General features: G+C 28.4%; 18 protein-coding genes. 4 read left to right on the forward strand and 14 right to left on the reverse strand.

From position 1 onward, the window contains the following. Window positions 1-28 precede the first annotated feature (28 nt). Both rsmG and H0H64_RS01450 read left to right on the forward strand, forming a co-directional pair. Window positions 29-649, forward strand: coding sequence for a 16S rRNA (guanine(527)-N(7))-methyltransferase RsmG (rsmG, locus tag H0H64_RS01445; RefSeq protein WP_185857570.1), 621 nt, complete (start codon window positions 29-31; stop codon window positions 647-649). A gap of 26 nt (window positions 650-675) precedes the next feature. After that, entirely contained in the window at window positions 676-1,641 is a 966-nt protein-coding gene (locus H0H64_RS01450) for an amidohydrolase family protein (RefSeq protein WP_185857571.1), read from the forward strand. A 1-nt stretch (window position 1,642) separates the two neighbouring features. On the opposite strand, the gene lysS is transcribed toward H0H64_RS01450, so the two are convergent. Continuing rightward, complete coding sequence (gene lysS, locus H0H64_RS01455; RefSeq protein WP_185857572.1) at window positions 1,643-3,169, reverse strand: lysine--tRNA ligase; 1,527 nt, start codon at window positions 3,167-3,169, stop codon at window positions 1,643-1,645. 69 nt (window positions 3,170-3,238) lie between these two features. Here lysS and lipB point away from each other — a divergent pair, with 69 nt between their 5' ends. Next, window positions 3,239-3,958, forward strand: coding sequence for a lipoyl(octanoyl) transferase LipB (gene lipB / locus H0H64_RS01460; protein WP_185857573.1), 720 nt, complete (start codon window positions 3,239-3,241; stop codon window positions 3,956-3,958). Between the two features lie 4 nt (window positions 3,959-3,962). On the opposite strand, the gene mtaB is transcribed toward lipB, so the two are convergent. The 10 genes from mtaB to H0H64_RS01510 all read right to left on the reverse strand — a co-directional run bounded on the left by mtaB (window position 3,963) and on the right by H0H64_RS01510 (window position 14,655). Further along, window positions 3,963-5,288, reverse strand: a complete 1,326-nt coding sequence (gene mtaB, locus H0H64_RS01465) for a tRNA (N(6)-L-threonylcarbamoyladenosine(37)-C(2))-methylthiotransferase MtaB (RefSeq protein WP_185857574.1) — start codon at window positions 5,286-5,288, stop codon at window positions 3,963-3,965. Window positions 5,289-5,369: 81 nt separating this feature from the next. After that, window positions 5,370-5,996: a peroxiredoxin gene (locus H0H64_RS01470; protein ID WP_185857575.1), complete on the reverse strand. Its 627-nt coding sequence runs from the start codon at window positions 5,994-5,996 to the stop codon at window positions 5,370-5,372. Between the two features lie 69 nt (window positions 5,997-6,065). After that, the gene (dnaG, locus tag H0H64_RS01475) at window positions 6,066-7,907 is read right to left on the reverse strand and encodes a DNA primase (RefSeq protein WP_185857576.1); all 1,842 of its coding nucleotides are present in this window, start codon (window positions 7,905-7,907) and stop codon (window positions 6,066-6,068) included. 8 nt (window positions 7,908-7,915) lie between these two features. Continuing rightward, on the reverse strand, window positions 7,916-8,569 hold the full coding sequence (gene rpe / locus H0H64_RS01480) for a ribulose-phosphate 3-epimerase (RefSeq protein ID WP_185857577.1): 654 nt from the start codon (window positions 8,567-8,569) through the stop codon (window positions 7,916-7,918). A 48-nt stretch (window positions 8,570-8,617) separates the two neighbouring features. Beyond that, the gene (locus H0H64_RS01485; protein ID WP_185857578.1) at window positions 8,618-9,418 is read right to left on the reverse strand and encodes an enoyl-ACP reductase FabI; all 801 of its coding nucleotides are present in this window, start codon (window positions 9,416-9,418) and stop codon (window positions 8,618-8,620) included. Window positions 9,419-9,444: 26 nt separating this feature from the next. Further along, a complete protein-coding gene (gene metK / locus H0H64_RS01490; RefSeq protein ID WP_185857579.1) occupies window positions 9,445-10,692 on the reverse strand; it encodes a methionine adenosyltransferase in 1,248 nt (415 codons plus the stop codon). A gap of 31 nt (window positions 10,693-10,723) precedes the next feature. Beyond that, window positions 10,724-11,797, reverse strand: a complete 1,074-nt coding sequence (locus H0H64_RS01495) for a bifunctional 3-deoxy-7-phosphoheptulonate synthase/chorismate mutase type II (protein WP_185857580.1) — start codon at window positions 11,795-11,797, stop codon at window positions 10,724-10,726. Between the two features lie 15 nt (window positions 11,798-11,812). After that, the gene (locus H0H64_RS01500; RefSeq protein WP_185857581.1) at window positions 11,813-12,661 is read right to left on the reverse strand and encodes a prephenate dehydrogenase; all 849 of its coding nucleotides are present in this window, start codon (window positions 12,659-12,661) and stop codon (window positions 11,813-11,815) included. Next, window positions 12,658-13,803: a pyridoxal phosphate-dependent aminotransferase gene (locus H0H64_RS01505; protein WP_185857582.1), complete on the reverse strand. Its 1,146-nt coding sequence runs from the start codon at window positions 13,801-13,803 to the stop codon at window positions 12,658-12,660. The genes H0H64_RS01500 and H0H64_RS01505 overlap by 4 nt, the downstream gene beginning before the upstream one ends. Before the next feature lie 6 nt (window positions 13,804-13,809). Further along, the gene (locus H0H64_RS01510) at window positions 13,810-14,655 is read right to left on the reverse strand and encodes a prephenate dehydratase (RefSeq protein WP_185857583.1); all 846 of its coding nucleotides are present in this window, start codon (window positions 14,653-14,655) and stop codon (window positions 13,810-13,812) included. 195 nt (window positions 14,656-14,850) lie between these two features. On the opposite strand from H0H64_RS01510, the gene H0H64_RS01515 reads away from it, so the two are divergent. Then, on the forward strand, window positions 14,851-16,191 hold the full coding sequence (locus H0H64_RS01515; protein WP_185857584.1) for an Nramp family divalent metal transporter: 1,341 nt from the start codon (window positions 14,851-14,853) through the stop codon (window positions 16,189-16,191). Here H0H64_RS01515 and rplI read toward each other — a convergent pair. Genes rplI through rpsF form a run of 3 tightly spaced genes read right to left on the reverse strand, consistent with a single transcriptional unit; the run spans window position 16,174 to window position 17,281 of the window. Next, the gene (rplI, locus tag H0H64_RS01520) at window positions 16,174-16,629 is read right to left on the reverse strand and encodes a 50S ribosomal protein L9 (RefSeq protein ID WP_185857060.1); all 456 of its coding nucleotides are present in this window, start codon (window positions 16,627-16,629) and stop codon (window positions 16,174-16,176) included. The two genes, H0H64_RS01515 and rplI, sit on opposite strands and share 18 nt — an antisense overlap. A 2-nt stretch (window positions 16,630-16,631) precedes the next feature. Then, window positions 16,632-16,934: a 30S ribosomal protein S18 gene (gene rpsR, locus H0H64_RS01525; RefSeq protein ID WP_185857061.1), complete on the reverse strand. Its 303-nt coding sequence runs from the start codon at window positions 16,932-16,934 to the stop codon at window positions 16,632-16,634. Further along, on the reverse strand, window positions 16,931-17,281 hold the full coding sequence (rpsF, locus tag H0H64_RS01530) for a 30S ribosomal protein S6 (protein ID WP_185857062.1): 351 nt from the start codon (window positions 17,279-17,281) through the stop codon (window positions 16,931-16,933). The genes rpsR and rpsF overlap by 4 nt, the downstream gene beginning before the upstream one ends. Between the last annotated feature and the right edge of the window lie 36 nt (window positions 17,282-17,317).

Here is a 17,317-nt window from a genome sequence, read left to right on the forward strand (position 1 = left end):
TTACAAGTTTATTTATCCATTAATTAATATGGAATTAATTAAAAAATATTTTCCAAATCTATTGGATCAACAAATTTATAAATTGTCTTCTTTAAAAAATTTATATGCGTATTGGAATACATATGTGAATTTAGTTTCTAGAAAAACATTTCACGATTTTTATCAACAACACGTACTTTTTTGTTTAGGAATAGCTAAAGTATTTTCTTTTTACCCTGGATCATGTGTTCTGGATTTAGGAACAGGAGGGGGATTCCCTGGTATTCCTTTATCCATAGTTTTTCCTCATACAAAATTTATATTAGTAGATTCTATTAGAAAAAAAATTAAAATTGTAGAACAAATTATATATAATCTTCATTTAAAAAATGTATATCCTATTTGGATACGTGCAGAGAAATTAGAAAATAAATTTGATTTCGTGGTTACTAGAGCTGTAAACAAAATAAATATCATACATAATTGGATAAAAAACAAATTTAAATACAAATCCAATTCTAGAATCAAAAATGGAGCTTTATATCTAAAAGGAGGAAATCTTTATAATGAATTAAAAGAATTTCCTCATGCGATAGAATATCCTTTAAATCATTATTTTGAAGAACCATTTTTCATAACTAAAAAAGTTATTTGGATTTCCAACATTTAATTAAATTAATAGAATATAAATACAAAATGAATCCTAAAAAAAATTTTTTAGAAAAAGTGAAACAAAAAGGTGGATGGGTAAATGCTCACGCTCATTTAGATAGAGCTTATACTCTCACAAAAAAAAATTTCAAATATTCTTATTTTCCACTTCAAAAAAAGTGGTATTTGGTTGATGAAATGAAACGCTTAGCTACAGAAGAGGATATTTATATCCGTATGGAAAAAGCCTTAGAATATTTTTTAATGCAAGGAACACAAGCTTTGTGCTCTTTTATTGATGTAGATGAAATTATAGAAGATCGTGCTTTGAAAGCCGCTAAAAAATTGAAAAACAATTATGGAAATTCTATTAATATTTGTTTTGCTAATCAAGTTCTTAAAGGCGTATTGGATAAAAAATCCAAATATTGGTTCGATCAATCAATAGAATTTGTGGATATTATTGGTGGATTACCCGCTACAGATTATGGAAAAGAAGATGAACATCTAGATATTTTATTACAAACAGCTAAAAAAAAAGAAAAAATTGTGCATGTACATGTAGATCAGTTTAATACTAGTGAAGAAAAAGAAACTGAAAAATTAGTAAAAAAAACGATTGAACACGGAATGCAAGGAAAGGTAGTAGCGATACATAGTATTTCTTTAGCGGCACATTCTAGAGATTATCGTTATAAAATATATCAATTAATGAGGAAAGCGAATTTGATGGTAATATCTTGTCCCATTGCTTGGATTGATCATACCAGAAGTGAACGTTTAACTCCTAGTCATAATTCTATTACTCCAGTGGATGAGATGATCCCTGAAGGAATTATAGTAGCTTTTGGTACAGATAACATTTGTGACATATATAAACCTTTTTCTGACGGAAATCTATGGATAGAACTACGAGTTATGTTGGAAGCTTGTCATTATTATGATATAGATCATTTGGTAAAAATTGCTACAATAAACGGATTAAAAGTATTAGGATTGGAAGAGAAGTGATTTATTTTTTTCCTCTTTTTTCTGGACGCATTTGTGGAAAAAATAAAACTTCTTGAATTGATTTTTTTTGAGTCAGTAACATTACTAAACGATCTATTCCAATACCAATACCTGCAGTAGGAGGCATTCCGAATTCTAAAGCACGTATAAAATCTTGATCAATAGATATCGATTCGTCTTTTGTGTTTCTATCTGAAAACTTTATTTGCTCTCGTAAACGATTAAGTTGATCGATAGGATCATTAAGTTCTGAATAAGCATTAGCAATTTCTTGCCCATTTATGATGAGTTCAAAACGTTCTGATAAATTTTCTTTATAACGATGCCTTTTGGTTAAAGGACTCATTTCTACAGGATAATCAATAATAAAAGTGGGATTTATGTAATTTTTTTCGCATTTTTCTTCAAAAATATTTTCAATTAATTTAGCTTTACTCATTTTTATATTTTCTTCTATATGCAATTTTTGACAAACTTTTCTTAACTCTTCTTTTCCCATTTCTTTTTCTTTAAGATCAAATCCGGTATATTTTTTAATAGAATCCAATATGGGGATACGAGGAAATGGAGTTTGAAAATTAATATGATTATTTTCTTTTTTTATAAATTTATTACAGATACATTTCATCAATTTTTCTGTAAAATTCATCATCCAGTAATAATCTTTATAAGCAACATAAAGTTCTAATACTGTAAATTCTGGATTATGAATACGATCCATCCCCTCATTTCTGAAATTTCTAGAGAATTCATAGACCCCGTGAAATCCACCAATAATCAGTCTTTTCAAATAAAGTTCATTAGCTATCCGTAAATACAATGGAATACCCAGTGTATTATGATACGTTTCAAAAGGACGAGCTATAGCTCCTCCAGGAATTGATTGTAGAATTGGGGTATCTACCTCTATATATCCCTTATCATCCAAAAAATTCCTTATTTTTTGAATGATACGAGTACGTTTTAAAAAAATTTCTTTTACATGATCATTCACTATAAGATCTACATAACGCATACGATAACGTTGTTCCGTATTAGAAAAAGCATCATATATTTTTTTATTTTTATCCATTTTTACTTGTGGTAAAGGTCGGATAGATTTGGATAATAAAGTGAATTTGTGAACATGTATGGTTATTTCATCCATTTTTGTCTTAAATAAAATCCCTTTTACTCCAATAATATCTCCTATATCTATAAGTTTTTTTAAAAAAACATTGTAAGCTTCCCCTTTTTTTATTTGATCCGAAGATAAAAATAAATGATCCTGAGTAAAGTATATTTGCATACAACCTGTATGGTCTTTAATCTCTCCAAAAGAAGCTTTTCCTAAAATACGAAAACGCATTAACCGTCCAGCTATGCTTACAGTTTCTTTTTCCGTAAAATTTTTTCGTATATTACAAATGGTAGTAGTAACTACATATTCTTCTGATGGATAAGGATTGATTCCCAATAGTTTCAGTTGAGACAGTTTTTTTCTTCGTATAATTTGTTGTTCTGATAAATTTGTGTGTATATCCACCATACGAAACGAACGAATTGAATAAAACGAAGGTACATTTGTTTTTTTTATTATATAAATTTTTCAAAAACTATGAAAAAAAAAATACTTTTTTTCGAAGATTTAGGAAAAAAAGAATATGAAGAAACTTGGAAATATCAGAAAAAATTATTTGATGATATTATAGAAAAAAAAGTCCATAATATACCTGCTCAAGAAGCAGGATATTTGCTTTTTGTAGAGCACCCTCATGTATATACTATAGGTAAAAATGGGAAAAAAGATAAACATTTGTTGGTTTCGTCAGATTTTTTAAAAAAAATAAATGTTTCTTTTTCTCAAACAGATAGAGGAGGGGATATCACTTACCATGGTCCTGGACAATTGATAGTATATCCCATTTTAAATATGGATTATTTTTTTACGGATATTCATAAATATCTTCGTCTTTTAGAAGAAGTGATTATCCATTTTCTATGGAAAAATTATGAAATCAAGGGAGAACGAAAAAAAGGAAAAACAGGGGTTTGGTTGAATGTAAAAAATGGAAAATCGAGAAAAATATGTGCAATAGGAATTAGAATGAGTCGTTGGGTAACCATGCATGGATTTGCTTTAAATGTAAATACAGATTTGCAGTATTTCAATCATATTATTCCTTGTGGAATTTATAATCAAGAAGTGACTTCTTTAAAAAAAGAATTAAAAAAGAATGAGATTTCTTTTCAAGAGGTGAAACGTATGGTAAAAAAATCTTTTCAAGAAATTTTTGATGTAAAATTCATCAACATGCCCAAAAAATTGGATTTTTAGATTTTTAATTTATTGGTTCGGCTATCATAATTCCATCCTTATCTACTTTTTTCATTAATACATCTTGTAATGTATTTTCATATATAGAAGAATTGTATGAGTTTAATGGGATCTTAGTTCGAATATAATTTTCTGTATATCCATACAAATATTCTTTATTGTGAGAATTTTTTTCGAATAATACAGTTTTTTTAGTGGAAATTTGCTTTTTACAAAAAAATCTATATTTTTTGTTTGAAAGAACTCTCAAAACTTGATTTCGTTTCCATTGTATTTTTTTAGATACATTTTTCTGTATCGTACTGGATTTCGTATTTGGTCTAGTAGAATAGGTAAATATGTGTAAAGATGAAATTTCTAATTCATTCAAAAAATGATAAGTTTCCAAAAAATGTTTATGTGTTTCTCCAGGAAAACCAACAATAAGATCTGAACCTATATAAGCATCTGGCATTAAATATCGAATTTTTTTTACTTTTTCTTGATAAAGTTCTCGTCTATAACGTCTATGCATTTTTACCAAAATATCATTGCTTCCAGACTGTAAAGGTATATGAAAATGAGGTACAAAATGTTTACTTTTAGACAAAAATTCAATACATTCATTTTTTAACAAATTAGGCTCTATAGAGGATAAACGTATTCTTCCTTTTTCTTGTATTTGATCTATAGCTTGTATTAAATCAAAAAATGTATATAACCGTTGATTTTCTCCGTATATATTTTTTCCATAGTCGCCTATATTTACGCCTGTTAACACTATCTCTTTGACCCCTTTATTAAAAAGAAATCTAATATTTTTCAATATATTTTCCATACTCTCAGAACGAGAGGCCCCTCTTGATATAGGAATGATGCAATAACTGCACTTATAATCACATCCATCCTGTATTTTTAAAAAGGAACGAGTTCTATCTCCAACGGAAAACGATGGAAAATAAGTTTTTTTTGAAATAATCTTTGCATAGTATTTTTTTTTCAAAAACCATTTTCTATTAACATAATCTATGATTTTAAATTTTTCTTCATAACCTAAAACGAGATCCACTCCAATAATAGAAGACACAACTTCAGGATTTAATTGAGCATAACATCCTATTACTATAATAAAAGCCTTTAAATTTAGATTTCTAGCAGAACGTATAATATGCTTAAATTCAATTTCTGCATTTTTTGTCACAGAACAACTATTGATCACATAAATATCTGCATAACTCTTGAAAGGAACATGGTGATAATATAAGTTAGAAAACTTTCTTGCTATGGTTGAGGTCTCTGCGTAATTTAGTTTACACCCCATGGTATAAAATGCTACTTTTTTTTTCAACATTTTTTTATTTTAATCTAAACTATATGATCTATGCTGTTTCTGTCGTGGATCTGTATAATCTCTATTTTTCCTAAACTTAAACTAAGATGAAAAATAATCTTCAATTCCGCTATGGCTAGCTTTTATCGCTTTTTTTCCTTTTGTCCAATTTGCGGGACATACTTCTCCGCTTTTTTCGTAATATTGAAGAGCATCTATCATACGAATAGCTTCATTTACATTTCTACCTAAAGGAAAATCATTAATTAAAATATGTCTTACGATCCCTTCTTTATCTATTAAAAATAATCCTCTATAAGCAATTAGTTCTCCCGTCGCTTTCAATCCTTCATTATTGCAAATCCAGTTTCCAGACAACACTCCATAATTATGAGATATGGTCTTATTGATATCAGAAACAATAGGATAAGTAACTCCATGTATTCCCCCTTTTTCTTTTGGCATCTGCAACCAAGCCCAATGAGATTGTTCTGTATCCGTAGAGACCGCAATAATTTGTACATTTCTCATTTCAAAATCCTGAATTTTTTCTTGAAATGCATATATTTCTGTAGGACAGACAAAAGTAAAATCTTTAGGATAAAAGAAAAGCAAAACATATTTTCTTCCTTTAAATTGTTCTAAAGTAAAATATTGGACAATTTCTTTCCCATTTAAGACCGCACTAGCCGTAAAGTTAGGCGCTTTTTTTGAAATTAATGTATTCATTTTTTGCGTGTTTATATGCACGAATTTACCAAAACTTAAAAGAAGAAAAAAATAATTATTATAAAAAAATTACACATATCTATGTAACTTTTTATGAAGTTCATTTTTTATATTTGTTAAATGCATAATTTTTTTTATAAAAGCTTTTCTATTCTTATCTTTTTCAAGATAATTCTGATAATGTATGATTTCTTTTTGAATCAATTTAGAAATACATAAAGATTGATATCTTAATAAAAGATCGCTAATATATTGATTTATGTGATCCTCTTGAGAAGAAACTTGTATTCCTTTTCTATCCCATTTAGATAATGAATAATATTTTATATTTTTTTTATAAAAAAAATTTGAGGCATCTTTTTTTTTCTTTTGTAAACAAATTTTATCAAATATTTCCTGATTCTTTTTCAAAGAAAAACGTAAATTTCCGCATTTAAAAATACGTAATATTTCTTCTAAAACCGTGGTCTTGTATTCTTTTTTTTTTATAATTTTATTTCCATGATTTAAAATCAATTGGATCAATTGATCTTCAATAATGAGAATAGTGTTTCTTTTTTTTGAAAAAAACGGGGGATATCTCTTAACTGTACTAAGTTTTTGTGCTTTTTTTTCGTGTATTCTTGTCAATTCAGAAATCAAAACTTCTTGACGAATGTTGAGCACTTTGGAAGCTTCTTGCAGGTATAATTCCTTTTGAATTACATTGTATATTTTTGAAATACTATTCAAAATATTTTTAACTAAAAATGATTTTTTGATGGGGTCATCTTTATGGAATTTTTCATATATTTTTTGTTTAAAGGAAACAAAATTGTAACTATTTCTTGCAATAAAATCTCTGAGTTGAGAAAAAGAATATTTTTTGGATATAAAATCTGGATCTTCTCCATTAGAAATAAATAATACACGTAAATTCATTTCTCGTTCTAACATCATATTAATTACTCTTAAAGAGGCTTTAATTCCAGAACGATCTCCATCATAAAAAAGAACAATATTTGTTGTAAATTTTTTAATCAATAGGACTTGATCCACGGTGAGTGAAATCCCCGAAGAAGAAACTACATTTTTTATACCAGATTGATGTAAAGAAATAACATCTGTATATCCTTCCACTAAATAACAAAAATTTTCTTTTATAATGTTTGTTTTAGCTTGAAACAAGCCATATAAAATTTTACTTTTTTTAAAGATATTACTTTCTGATGAATTGATGTATTTAGTGGAGTATCTATAATCAATATTTCTACCTCCAAAACCGATAACCTTTCCTGATAAATTATGTATTGGAAACATCACACGTTTACGGAAACAATCAAAAAAATGATTGTATTTTCTAAAAACAGAAACCCCAGATTTTTTTATATCTTGTATTTTAAATCCATTTTTTAATGCTGTTTTCGTAAGTATATTCCAAGAAATAGGAGCATAGCCTAATTCAAATTTATGAATTATTTTTATGTCAAAACCTCTTTTTTGAATTAAATAATTTAATCCATTTTTCTGTCCTTCTTGGGTAGAATGTAATTGGTAAATAAAAAAACGTTTTGCATAATCTTGTATCAAGTATAATTTTTCGTATTCTTCTTCCTCTTTTTTATGTTTTTGATCTATATCTAGATGATTAATCTTGATATCATATTTCTTAGCAAGAAAACGTAATGATTCCTCATAAGTGAAATGTTCATGTTCCATAAGAAAAGTAATAATATTCCCTCCTTTTCCAGAACTAAAATCTTTCCATATTTTTTTTGTAGGAGAAACTATAAGAGAAGGTGTTTTTTCATTAGAAAAAGGGCTTAGTCCTCTATAATTCAACCCACTTTTTTTTAATCCTACAAAATCTCCAATAACATCTTCTATACAAGAAACGGAAAGTATTTTTTTTATAGTTTCTTTAGAAATCATAATAATGTTTAATTTCCTAATTTCATTCTACGAATAATTTTTTGTGGATTAGAATCAGAGAAAATAGTAGTTCCTGCCACTAATATATCTGCTCCATTTTTGAATAATAAAGAAGAATTTTCTAAATTTACACCTCCATCTACTTCTATAAGAGCAGAAGAATCTTTTTTTAATATTAAATCCTTAGTATCTTCTAATTTTTGATATGTTTGAGGAATGAATTTTTGTCCACTATAACCAGGATTAACACTCATCAATAAAACAAAATCTATATCTTTAATAATGTCTTGTAAAAGAAAAACTGGAGTATGTGGATTCACAGCCACTCCCACCTTCATCCCATTTTCTTTAATATCATAAATTGTTCGGTTTAAATGAATACAAGCTTCATAATGAATATGTAAATGATCGGCTCCGCAAGCTTTCAACTGTTCAACATAGCGTTCTGGTTGTAATATCATTAAATGTACATCCATAGGCTTATGGGCATATTTTTTTACATATTTACTAAACAAGAATCCAAAAGAAATATTAGAAACGAAAGAGGAATCCATTATGTCAATATGTAACCAATCTGCCTCACTTTTATTCAGCATTTCTATATCACGATACAAAAAAGCTAAATTTGCTGAAAGTAAGGATGGAGCTATAATTTTTTTCATATTTTTTAATAATTAAGAGTTACTTAAAATTTATAGGATATTTAATTTTTATGAAATCATAGCTTCATTAATTCCAGTATGAGAAAAACCTCCATCATGATATAAATTTTGCATCGTTACTTTTCTTGTTAAATCTGAAAAAAGTGTAATTATATAGTTAGCGCAATCTTGTGCAGAAGCGTTTCCTAACGGAGATATTTTTTCAGATAACATGAAAAGTTGATTAAACCCTTTAATGGCTTTCGCTGATCGTGTTATACTAGGAGACTGTGATACAGTATTCACCCTTACTTTTTCTTTGATTCCCCAATAATAGCCAAAATTACGTGTAATACTTTCTAAATAGGATTTATAATCTGACATATCTCCATAATGAGGAAAACTACGCTGAGAAGCAATATATGTTATAGCCACAATAGAACCCCATTTATTCATCGCTTTTTTATTCCAAGCTGTTTGCATAATCTTATGATAAGATACAGCAGAGATTTCCCATCCTTTTCTTAAAAATTCATAATTTAAAGAAGGATAAGTTAAACCCTTTCGTATATTTATAGACATAGCTATGGAATGCAATAAAAAATCTATTTTTCCTCCAAAATAATCTAATGTTTTTTCAAATAAAATATTCAGATCTGGAATGGAAGTAGCATCTGCTGGAATCACCATAGATTTTGTTTTATGAGATAATTCATAAATTTTACCTATTCTTAAAGAAGCTGGTGTATTGGTTAATACAAAAGATGCTTTTTCTTCATAAGCCCGTTCTGCTACCTTCCAAGCAATAGAATTTTCATCCAAGGCTCCAAATATAATTCCTTTTTTTCCTTTCAATAAATTGTAAGACATAGTTAAAATATTGAACTAAAAAATACCTATTTATTGTAAAATATATCCTTTATAACGGATAAATAGTCCAACTTTTCCCATGTGAAAAGTTCTACTTCTTGTTTTTTTTGATTCCCTTCTATATCCAAAAAAGACTTATACACTTTTTTAGGAGTTTTTCCCATATGTCCATAGACAGATGTTTCCTCATATATTGGCTGACGCAATTTTAATCTTTTTTCTATAGCATAAGGACGTAAATCAAAAATTTTATTTATATTCAACGCAATGTTTTCATTATCTATTTTTGATTTCCCATAGGTATTGACAAAAATTCCTATGGGTTCTGCAATCCCTGCAGCGTAAGATATTTGTATCAGTAACTCATCTGAAATTCCTGCTGCCACCAAATTTTTAGCTATATGTCTAGCGGCATAAGCACCAGATCTATCCATTTTAGATGGGTCTTTTCCAGAAAAAGCTCCTCCTCCATGAGATCCTCTTCCTCCATAAGTATCTACTATAATCTTTCTTCCGGTAAGACCAGTGTCCCCATGAGGTCCCCCCGTGACAAATTTTCCTGTTGAATTGATGTAATATTTCGTTTTATCTGTAAATAATTTTTTTACATTTTTTATATTATTCATTACTCTTGGAATAAGAATATTCTTAACATCATCAACTATACGTAGATGCATTTTTTCTTTCGTATCAAATTCATCATGTTGAGTTGAAATGACAATAGCGTGAATGTGCACCGGGACATTGTCATCAGAATATTCTAAAGTTACTTGAGATTTTGCATCTGGACGTAAATAAGTCATTTTTTCCCCTTCATTTCTAAGATATGAAAGTTCCCTTAAGATATGATGTGAGATCTCTAATGACAAAGGCATATAATTATCCGTTTCTTTCACGGCATAACCAAAAACAATCCCCTGATCTCCAGAACCTTGTTCTTCTTTTTTCGATCTATGAATCCCCTCTAATAAATCTAAAGATTGTTCTTGGATAGAAGAAAGGATTCCACAAGAATCTGCATTGAATCTGTATTCATTTTTAGTATATCCTATTTTTCTAAGAATATTACGAGCTATTTTTTTAACATTAACCCAGGTATTAGAATTTACTTCTCCAGCTAATATAATTAGCCCCGTGGTGACTAAAGTTTCTATAGCTACTTTCGCATTTGGATCATACGCTAAAAAATGATCTAATATAGAGTCCGATATTTGATCGGAAATCTTATCAGGATGACCTTCTGAAACAGATTCGCTGGTAAATAAATAAGCCATTTTTAGGACTAAGAAGTATTTTTATAATAAATTACCTAATTTGATTCTGAATTTTAATAGATTCTTGATGCAAGAGTTTAAAAATTCCTTCAAGGAATTCTTCAGAAATTCCTAAACTTTTCCCCAAGTCTATAGATTTTTTCATAATATCTTTCCATCTACTTGGTTGAAAAATTTCAATATCTGAAGATTTTTTAAAAGCTCCTAATTTTTTGGAAATGTTCATTCTTTCTGATAAAAGCGTAATAATATTTTCATCTAGTTCATCGATTAAAATTCGAAAAGAATCTAAAGATATTTTACTTTTTTGATCACATTTTCTAACATATGTTAATTCTTTTAACATTTCCAAAAGATTTTCTGGAGTGATTTGTTGTTGAGCATCGCTCCAAGCATGATCAGGATCACAATGACTTTCTATCATTAATCCTTCATATTGAAAATGATAAGCTTTTTTTGCTATATCTAAAATTCCTTCTTTATTTCCACAAATATGTGAAGGATCACATATTATAGGAATTCTAGGAAGAAGGCTTTTAAAATTTAACAAAAGATTCCAATTAGGTTGATTGCGATATTTTGAGTTTTTGTATGTGTAAAATCCACGGTGTATGACTCCTAATTTTCTAATACCTTTCCCCAATAAACGTTCTAAAGCTCCGGTCCATAATTCTATATCAGGATGAATGGGGTTTTTTACTAAAATGATTTTATTCTCTTCTCCTTCCAACGCATCCGCTATTTCTTGAATCGTAAAAGGACTTGCAGTGCTTCTCGCTCCTATCCAAAGAATATCTATTCCAAAAGAAATGGATAATTTAACATGTTCTGCATTTGCTATTTCTGTAGCGACCATTAACCCCGTACTATTTTTAACCTTATGGAGCCATTCTAATCCTTTTTTTCCAATTCCCTCAAAATTATTGGGTTTTGTTCTAGGTTTCCATATTCCAGCTCTAAATACTTGAACATAGGAAGAATTTAATCTATTGGCTGTTTCTAATATTTGTTTTTCACTCTCTGCACTACAAGGACCAGATATAATGAAGGGTTGATTCCACTTATCTATCCAAGATCTGTCTATACTATTATTCAATTTTTCCATCACAATACATTTAATTTACACATATTTTTTATCTTTTATATTGTTTGCTTTTTTCATATATTCATATATTTTATGAAATTCTTTGTTTATTAAATAATTACGAAATTTATTTAAATGATCAATATAAAAATCTATAGCTTGAATCATATTTTTTCTATTCGAAATAAAAATAGGCAACCATGTTTCAGGTTTACTTTTCGCTAAACGTGTAGTTGAATCTAATCCACTTCCCATCATATTATTAAAAATTTTATTTTCATTTTTAAATTTTTTTAAAACGGTACTAGCTAAAGAAAAGGAAACCACATGAGGTAAATGAGATATATAAGCAATACATAAATCATGTTCTTTAGAACTCATATAAATCACACTCATGTTCATAATAGAATAGATTTTTGTAGCAACTGACATTGCATCTGGAGCGCTAAGTTCAGAATCACAAATGATACATTTTTTTTTATAAAACAAATCAGAATAAGCTGAAATAGGTCCAGAATTTTCAATTCCTGCAATCGGATGTGTAGCGACAAAGCGACTTCTTTTAGGATGAGAGTTAATTCTATTACAAATATCATATTTAGTAGATCCAGTATCTAAAATGACTGTATCCCTACTGATTCTATTCAAAATACTTGGAAGAATTTTCTCTATTCCATCTACAGGAATAGATAAAATAATTACTGAAGATTGCACAATAAGATCCTGTAAAGGAATTATCTCATCTACAATTCCAAGTTTTACAGCATGTAAAGCGTTTTCTTTATTCGAGTCTGTTCCTACAAATTTATCTCCAAAATTTGATTTTCTCAACCCTAAACCAATGGATCCTCCAATCAATCCTAATCCTATTATTCCAATATTCATGAAAAAATTCTATTTTTCGCCTCTTCCAAAATTTTTACTGGACAACACATAGAAAACCTTACATATCCTTTTCCATTATGGCCAAACACTCTCCCAGGAACAACAAATATGTGATAAGTTTTGAGAAATTTTTCGGACCATATACGATCATTCTTATTTCCATCAGTGATTTTGGCCCAAACAAATATTCCAGAACTTTTTTTTGCATATTTTAAATTTAAAAAATCACATATTTCCCATATAATTTTTCTTCGTTTGATATATTCTATATTCAATTTTTCAATCCATTCTGAATCATGATTCATAGCTTCTATAGCTCCAATTTGTATGGGGTAATACATACCAGAATCCATTTGACTTTTTATTTTCAATATATTCTGAATAAATTCCTTTTTTCCTATTATCATTCCAACACGCCATCCAGGCATATTGTAACTTTTACTTAAAGAATTTAATTCCAAAGCTATATCTTTAGATCCTTTTATATTAAAAATACTTAAAGGACGTTCCTCATTCAATATCAAACTATAAGGATTGTCATGAACGAGTAATACACGATTTTTTTTCGCAAATAGAACAATTTCTTCTAATTTATCAAAAATAATTGTTGCTCCCGTAGGCATATGAGGATAGTTAATCCACATCATCTTAGCTTTTGACCTAGATATATTTTCCAGTCTAGGGCTCCAATTTTCTCCCTCATCAAGATCATAATAGACAATTTTGGCTTCTAAAAGTTTTGATATAGAGGAATAAGTAGGATATCCAGGATCTGGAATTAAGACCTCATCCCCTTTATCTAAATAAGACATGCTTATATGCATAATTCCTTCTTTAGAACCCATTAATGGTAAAATTTCACTTTTAGGATTAACATCAACTTGATATACTTTTTTATACCAATTAGAAATGGCACTCCGTAGTGCTTCTATTCCAATATAGCTTTGATAAGTATTAGCATGCTTCAATTCTGATGCTTTTTTCATTTTATGTACCACCCCATGTGGAGGAAGAAGATCAGGGTTTCCAATTCCTAAATTTATAATTTTTACACCATCTTTTTCAAGATTATGAATTTCCTTCATTTTTTCTGAAAAAAAGTATTCCGATATTTTATGCGTTCTTTTTGCTTCTAGAATCATTATACATTAAGATCTTATTCTCCCATTTTTATATTCTCCCATAATAGATAATTGATGAAGACAGGGAATTTTTTGTATTCTTTTTTTCATTTTTTCATAATCTTTGATATTGTTGAATATAATATCCATATAAAATGAATACTCCCAAGGTCTTTGTATGATAGGGATTGATTGTATTTTCGTCATATTAATTCCAAGACTAGATATAAGACTCAATATCTGAGATAAACTCCCAGTAGTATGCAATATTTTGAATATTAATGAAGCTTTATTAAAAGAATCATTTTCTTGTTTATAAGAATTTTTAATATTTTTAATAACGAAAAATCTAGTAAAATTACTTGTAATCGTTTGTATATTCTTGGAAATGATCTCCAAACCATATTCTTTCGCCGCATTTTCAGACGCTATTGCAGCTAAACCTTTTTTTTTGCATATAGAAATATATTTAGCAGCAGCAGCTGTATCTGAATACTCGGATATTTTTATATCAGGATGTGCATCTATGAATAATTCACACTGTAAAATAGCCATAGGATGAGAATATATCTCCTTAATATTTTCTATATTTTGTCCGGGATAAGCCATGATATGATGTTGTATAGGCATATATACCTCTCCCACTATTTTTAAATTATATTCAGATAAAAGACTGTAATTCGTCAAAATCGTTCCCGCTATAGTATTTTCTATAGCCATTACCCCAATATCTACATTAGATTTTGCTACGGAAACAGCCAATTCTCTAAAAGAAGAACATTCCATCAACTTATAATTACATCCTTCAAAATATCTGGAAACAGCTGCATGATGAAAACACCCCTTAACCCCTTGTATCGCTATTTTTTTCATGAAATCAAAAAAAAGAAAAAGATTGAATCACTATCAATAAAGCGGAAAAATTTTGAAGCAAATATAAAAAATTATTCCATTTTATACAATTTTTTCAACTTTTTATAATTGTAGTGATGAAATATGAATTTGACAACAAAAAGATTAAAACGGTTAACTTTATGTTTTCGTATTCTATTATTTCATTATGTCATTATGAAAAAGAAAAAATCTTCTATAGGATGGAGGTATGAAAATAAGCATCCTTCTCTTTCGGAAGTTTTTTCTTCCGTTTCTGTTCCTCAACAGAAAGGAATATGGAAAAAACTTTTTGCTTTTACTGGGCCAGGATTATTAATTGCTGTGGGATATATGGATCCAGGAAATTGGGCAACAGACATCGCTGGAGGAGCTAAATTTGGTTATATGCTTTTATCCGTCATTTTTATATCCAATTTTTTTGCCATTATTTTGCAACATTTAGCTTTAAAATTAGGAATTGTTTGTGAGAGAGATTTAGCACAAGCTTGTAGAGATCATTACCCTACCTTGATTAGTTTTATCCTATGGATATTATGTGAAATTGCTATTTCTGCTTGTGATTTAGCTGAAATCATTGGTTCCGTATTAGCCTTAAAATTGCTTTTTGGCATTCCCATTACATGGGGTGTATTAATTACAGTTATAGATGTTTTAATTATTTTGTTTTTCCAATATAAAGGTTTTAGATATATTGAAAGTGTAGTTGCCGCTTTAATTTTTACAATTTTAGTTTGTTTCAGTTTTGAAATTATTAGTTCCAAACCTGAAATTTTTCCCATATTAAAAGGAATTATCCCTAACCCTGAAATTATGAAAAATTCGCATTCTTTCTATATATCTATAGGAATATTAGGAGCGACGGTAATGCCTCACAATCTTTACCTACACTCAAGTATCATACAAACCAGAGATTATCCACGTACTATTGAAGGAAAAAAAATGGCGATAAAATATGCGACCATAGACAGCACCTTATCTTTATCCTTAGCGTTTTTTATCAATGCAGCTATATTAATTTTATCTGCTTCCACTTTTCATAAAGCGGGACATACAGAAGTTGCAGACATCATGGACGCTCACAAACTTTTAAGTCCTATACTGGGCTCTAGTCTAGCTGGAGTTTTTTTTGCATTAGCTTTACTAGCATCAGGACAAAATTCAACATTAACTGGAACTCTAGCTGGACAAATAGTCATGGAAGGGTTTCTGAATATAAAATTTAAACCTTGGATTCGAAGATTAATCACAAGACTTATAGCAATTGTTCCAGCCATGATTGTTTCTATTGTTTATGGAGAAAAAGGAACAACTGAATTATTAATAATTAGTCAAATTATTTTATCAGTCCAACTAAGTTTTGCTATTGTTCCATTAGTTAATTTTACAGGGGATTCTGAAAAAATGGGACCATTTGTCAATGGGCCTATTTTAAAAATATTAGCTTGGGTTATTACCATCATCATTGTATTGCTCAATTTATTTTTATTATATGATACTTTATTGGGAAGAAGATAATACTTCAAAATTTAACTTAAACTCGCATTTCCTATGTAAACGGATATTGACCTGATGTTTTCCTGTTGTTTTAATTACTTTATTTCCAAGTATTCTAATAAATTTTTTATCTATGGAAATTCCTTCTTTACTTAAAATTTTCATCAGGTATTGATTATTAATCGAACCAAAAAGTTTTCCTCCTTTACCTACCTTAACTGGGATTTTAATAGTTAATTTTTTTAATTTATCTTCTATTTCTTTCGATTTTTCAATTAAAAAACTTTCTTTTTTAGAACGTTGTTTCAATATTTCATGAGTATTTTTTATAGTTCCAGGTAAAGCTAAAACAGCATACCCTTTAGGAATTAGATAGTTTCTAGCATAACCAGGTTTTACATCTAATTCATCGTATTGAAACCCTAAATTTTCTATGTCTTTTTTGAGGATAATTTTCATTTTTATCTTAAATCATCTGTAACAAAAGGTAAAAGACCAATCTGTCTACATCTCTTAATAGCTGCATTTAATTTATTTTGATTTTTTTGTAAAGTCCCTGTGATACGACGTGGTAAAATTTTTCCTTGCGCATTCAGAAATTTGATTAAAAATGTAGGATCTTTATAATCTATATATTTAATATTTCTTTGTTCAAATAAGCAATATTTTTTTTCTACTTTGGTTTCGATTTTAATAGGAGATAAATATCTTAATTCATTATCTACTACTTGTTTTGCATGTTGATGGGGTTCCTCTAATATCATAATTCTTCATCTTTTTTTAATAATTTTTTTCTTCTTTTTTCAGCATATTCTATTCCATGTTTATTTAATTTTACAGTTAAAAAACGTAAAATACGCTCATCTTGTCTTAATTTCAATTCTAAATCAGAAACTAAATCAGAATTTAACAAAAATTCAAATAAGTGATAACAACCGCTTTGTTTTTTTTGAATGGAATAAGCTAATTTTTTTAACCCCCAATGTTCCTGATGAACGATTTTTCCTTTTTTTTGTATGATATAATTTTCATATTCCTTAGCTGTTTCTTTTGCTTGATCATCAGATAATATAGGAGTTATTATTATAACATTTTCATAATGTTTAAACATTGAATTTTTTTTTACGAAAATGTAAATCTATATTTT

The sequence above is a fragment of the Blattabacterium cuenoti genome (assembly GCF_014251635.1).
GTDB classification, from domain to species: Bacteria; Bacteroidota; Bacteroidia; order Flavobacteriales; family Blattabacteriaceae; genus Blattabacterium; species Blattabacterium cuenoti_S.

Coding starts and splice junctions, on each gene's coding strand:
- rsmG (WP_185857570.1), top strand. CDS start 29: ATGGAATTAATTAAAAAATATTTTCCAAATCTATTGGATCAACAAATT.
- H0H64_RS01450 (WP_185857571.1), top strand. CDS start 676: ATGAATCCTAAAAAAAATTTTTTAGAAAAAGTGAAACAAAAAGGTGGA.
- lysS (WP_185857572.1), bottom strand. CDS start 3,169: ATGGTGGATATACACACAAATTTATCAGAACAACAAATTATACGAAGA.
- lipB (WP_185857573.1), top strand. CDS start 3,239: ATGAAAAAAAAAATACTTTTTTTCGAAGATTTAGGAAAAAAAGAATAT.
- mtaB (WP_185857574.1), bottom strand. CDS start 5,288: ATGTTGAAAAAAAAAGTAGCATTTTATACCATGGGGTGTAAACTAAAT.
- H0H64_RS01470 (WP_185857575.1), bottom strand. CDS start 5,996: ATGAATACATTAATTTCAAAAAAAGCGCCTAACTTTACGGCTAGTGCG.
- dnaG (WP_185857576.1), bottom strand. CDS start 7,907: ATGATTTCTAAAGAAACTATAAAAAAAATACTTTCCGTTTCTTGTATA.
- rpe (WP_185857577.1), bottom strand. CDS start 8,569: ATGAAAAAAATTATAGCTCCATCCTTACTTTCAGCAAATTTAGCTTTT.
- H0H64_RS01485 (WP_185857578.1), bottom strand. CDS start 9,418: ATGTCTTACAATTTATTGAAAGGAAAAAAAGGAATTATATTTGGAGCC.
- metK (WP_185857579.1), bottom strand. CDS start 10,692: ATGGCTTATTTATTTACCAGCGAATCTGTTTCAGAAGGTCATCCTGAT.
- H0H64_RS01495 (WP_185857580.1), bottom strand. CDS start 11,797: ATGGAAAAATTGAATAATAGTATAGACAGATCTTGGATAGATAAGTGG.
- H0H64_RS01500 (WP_185857581.1), bottom strand. CDS start 12,661: ATGAATATTGGAATAATAGGATTAGGATTGATTGGAGGATCCATTGGT.
- H0H64_RS01505 (WP_185857582.1), bottom strand. CDS start 13,803: ATGATTCTAGAAGCAAAAAGAACGCATAAAATATCGGAATACTTTTTT.
- H0H64_RS01510 (WP_185857583.1), bottom strand. CDS start 14,655: ATGAAAAAAATAGCGATACAAGGGGTTAAGGGGTGTTTTCATCATGCA.
- H0H64_RS01515 (WP_185857584.1), top strand. CDS start 14,851: ATGAAAAAGAAAAAATCTTCTATAGGATGGAGGTATGAAAATAAGCAT.
- rplI (WP_185857060.1), bottom strand. CDS start 16,629: ATGAAAATTATCCTCAAAAAAGACATAGAAAATTTAGGGTTTCAATAC.
- rpsR (WP_185857061.1), bottom strand. CDS start 16,934: ATGATATTAGAGGAACCCCATCAACATGCAAAACAAGTAGTAGATAAT.
- rpsF (WP_185857062.1), bottom strand. CDS start 17,281: ATGTTTAAACATTATGAAAATGTTATAATAATAACTCCTATATTATCT.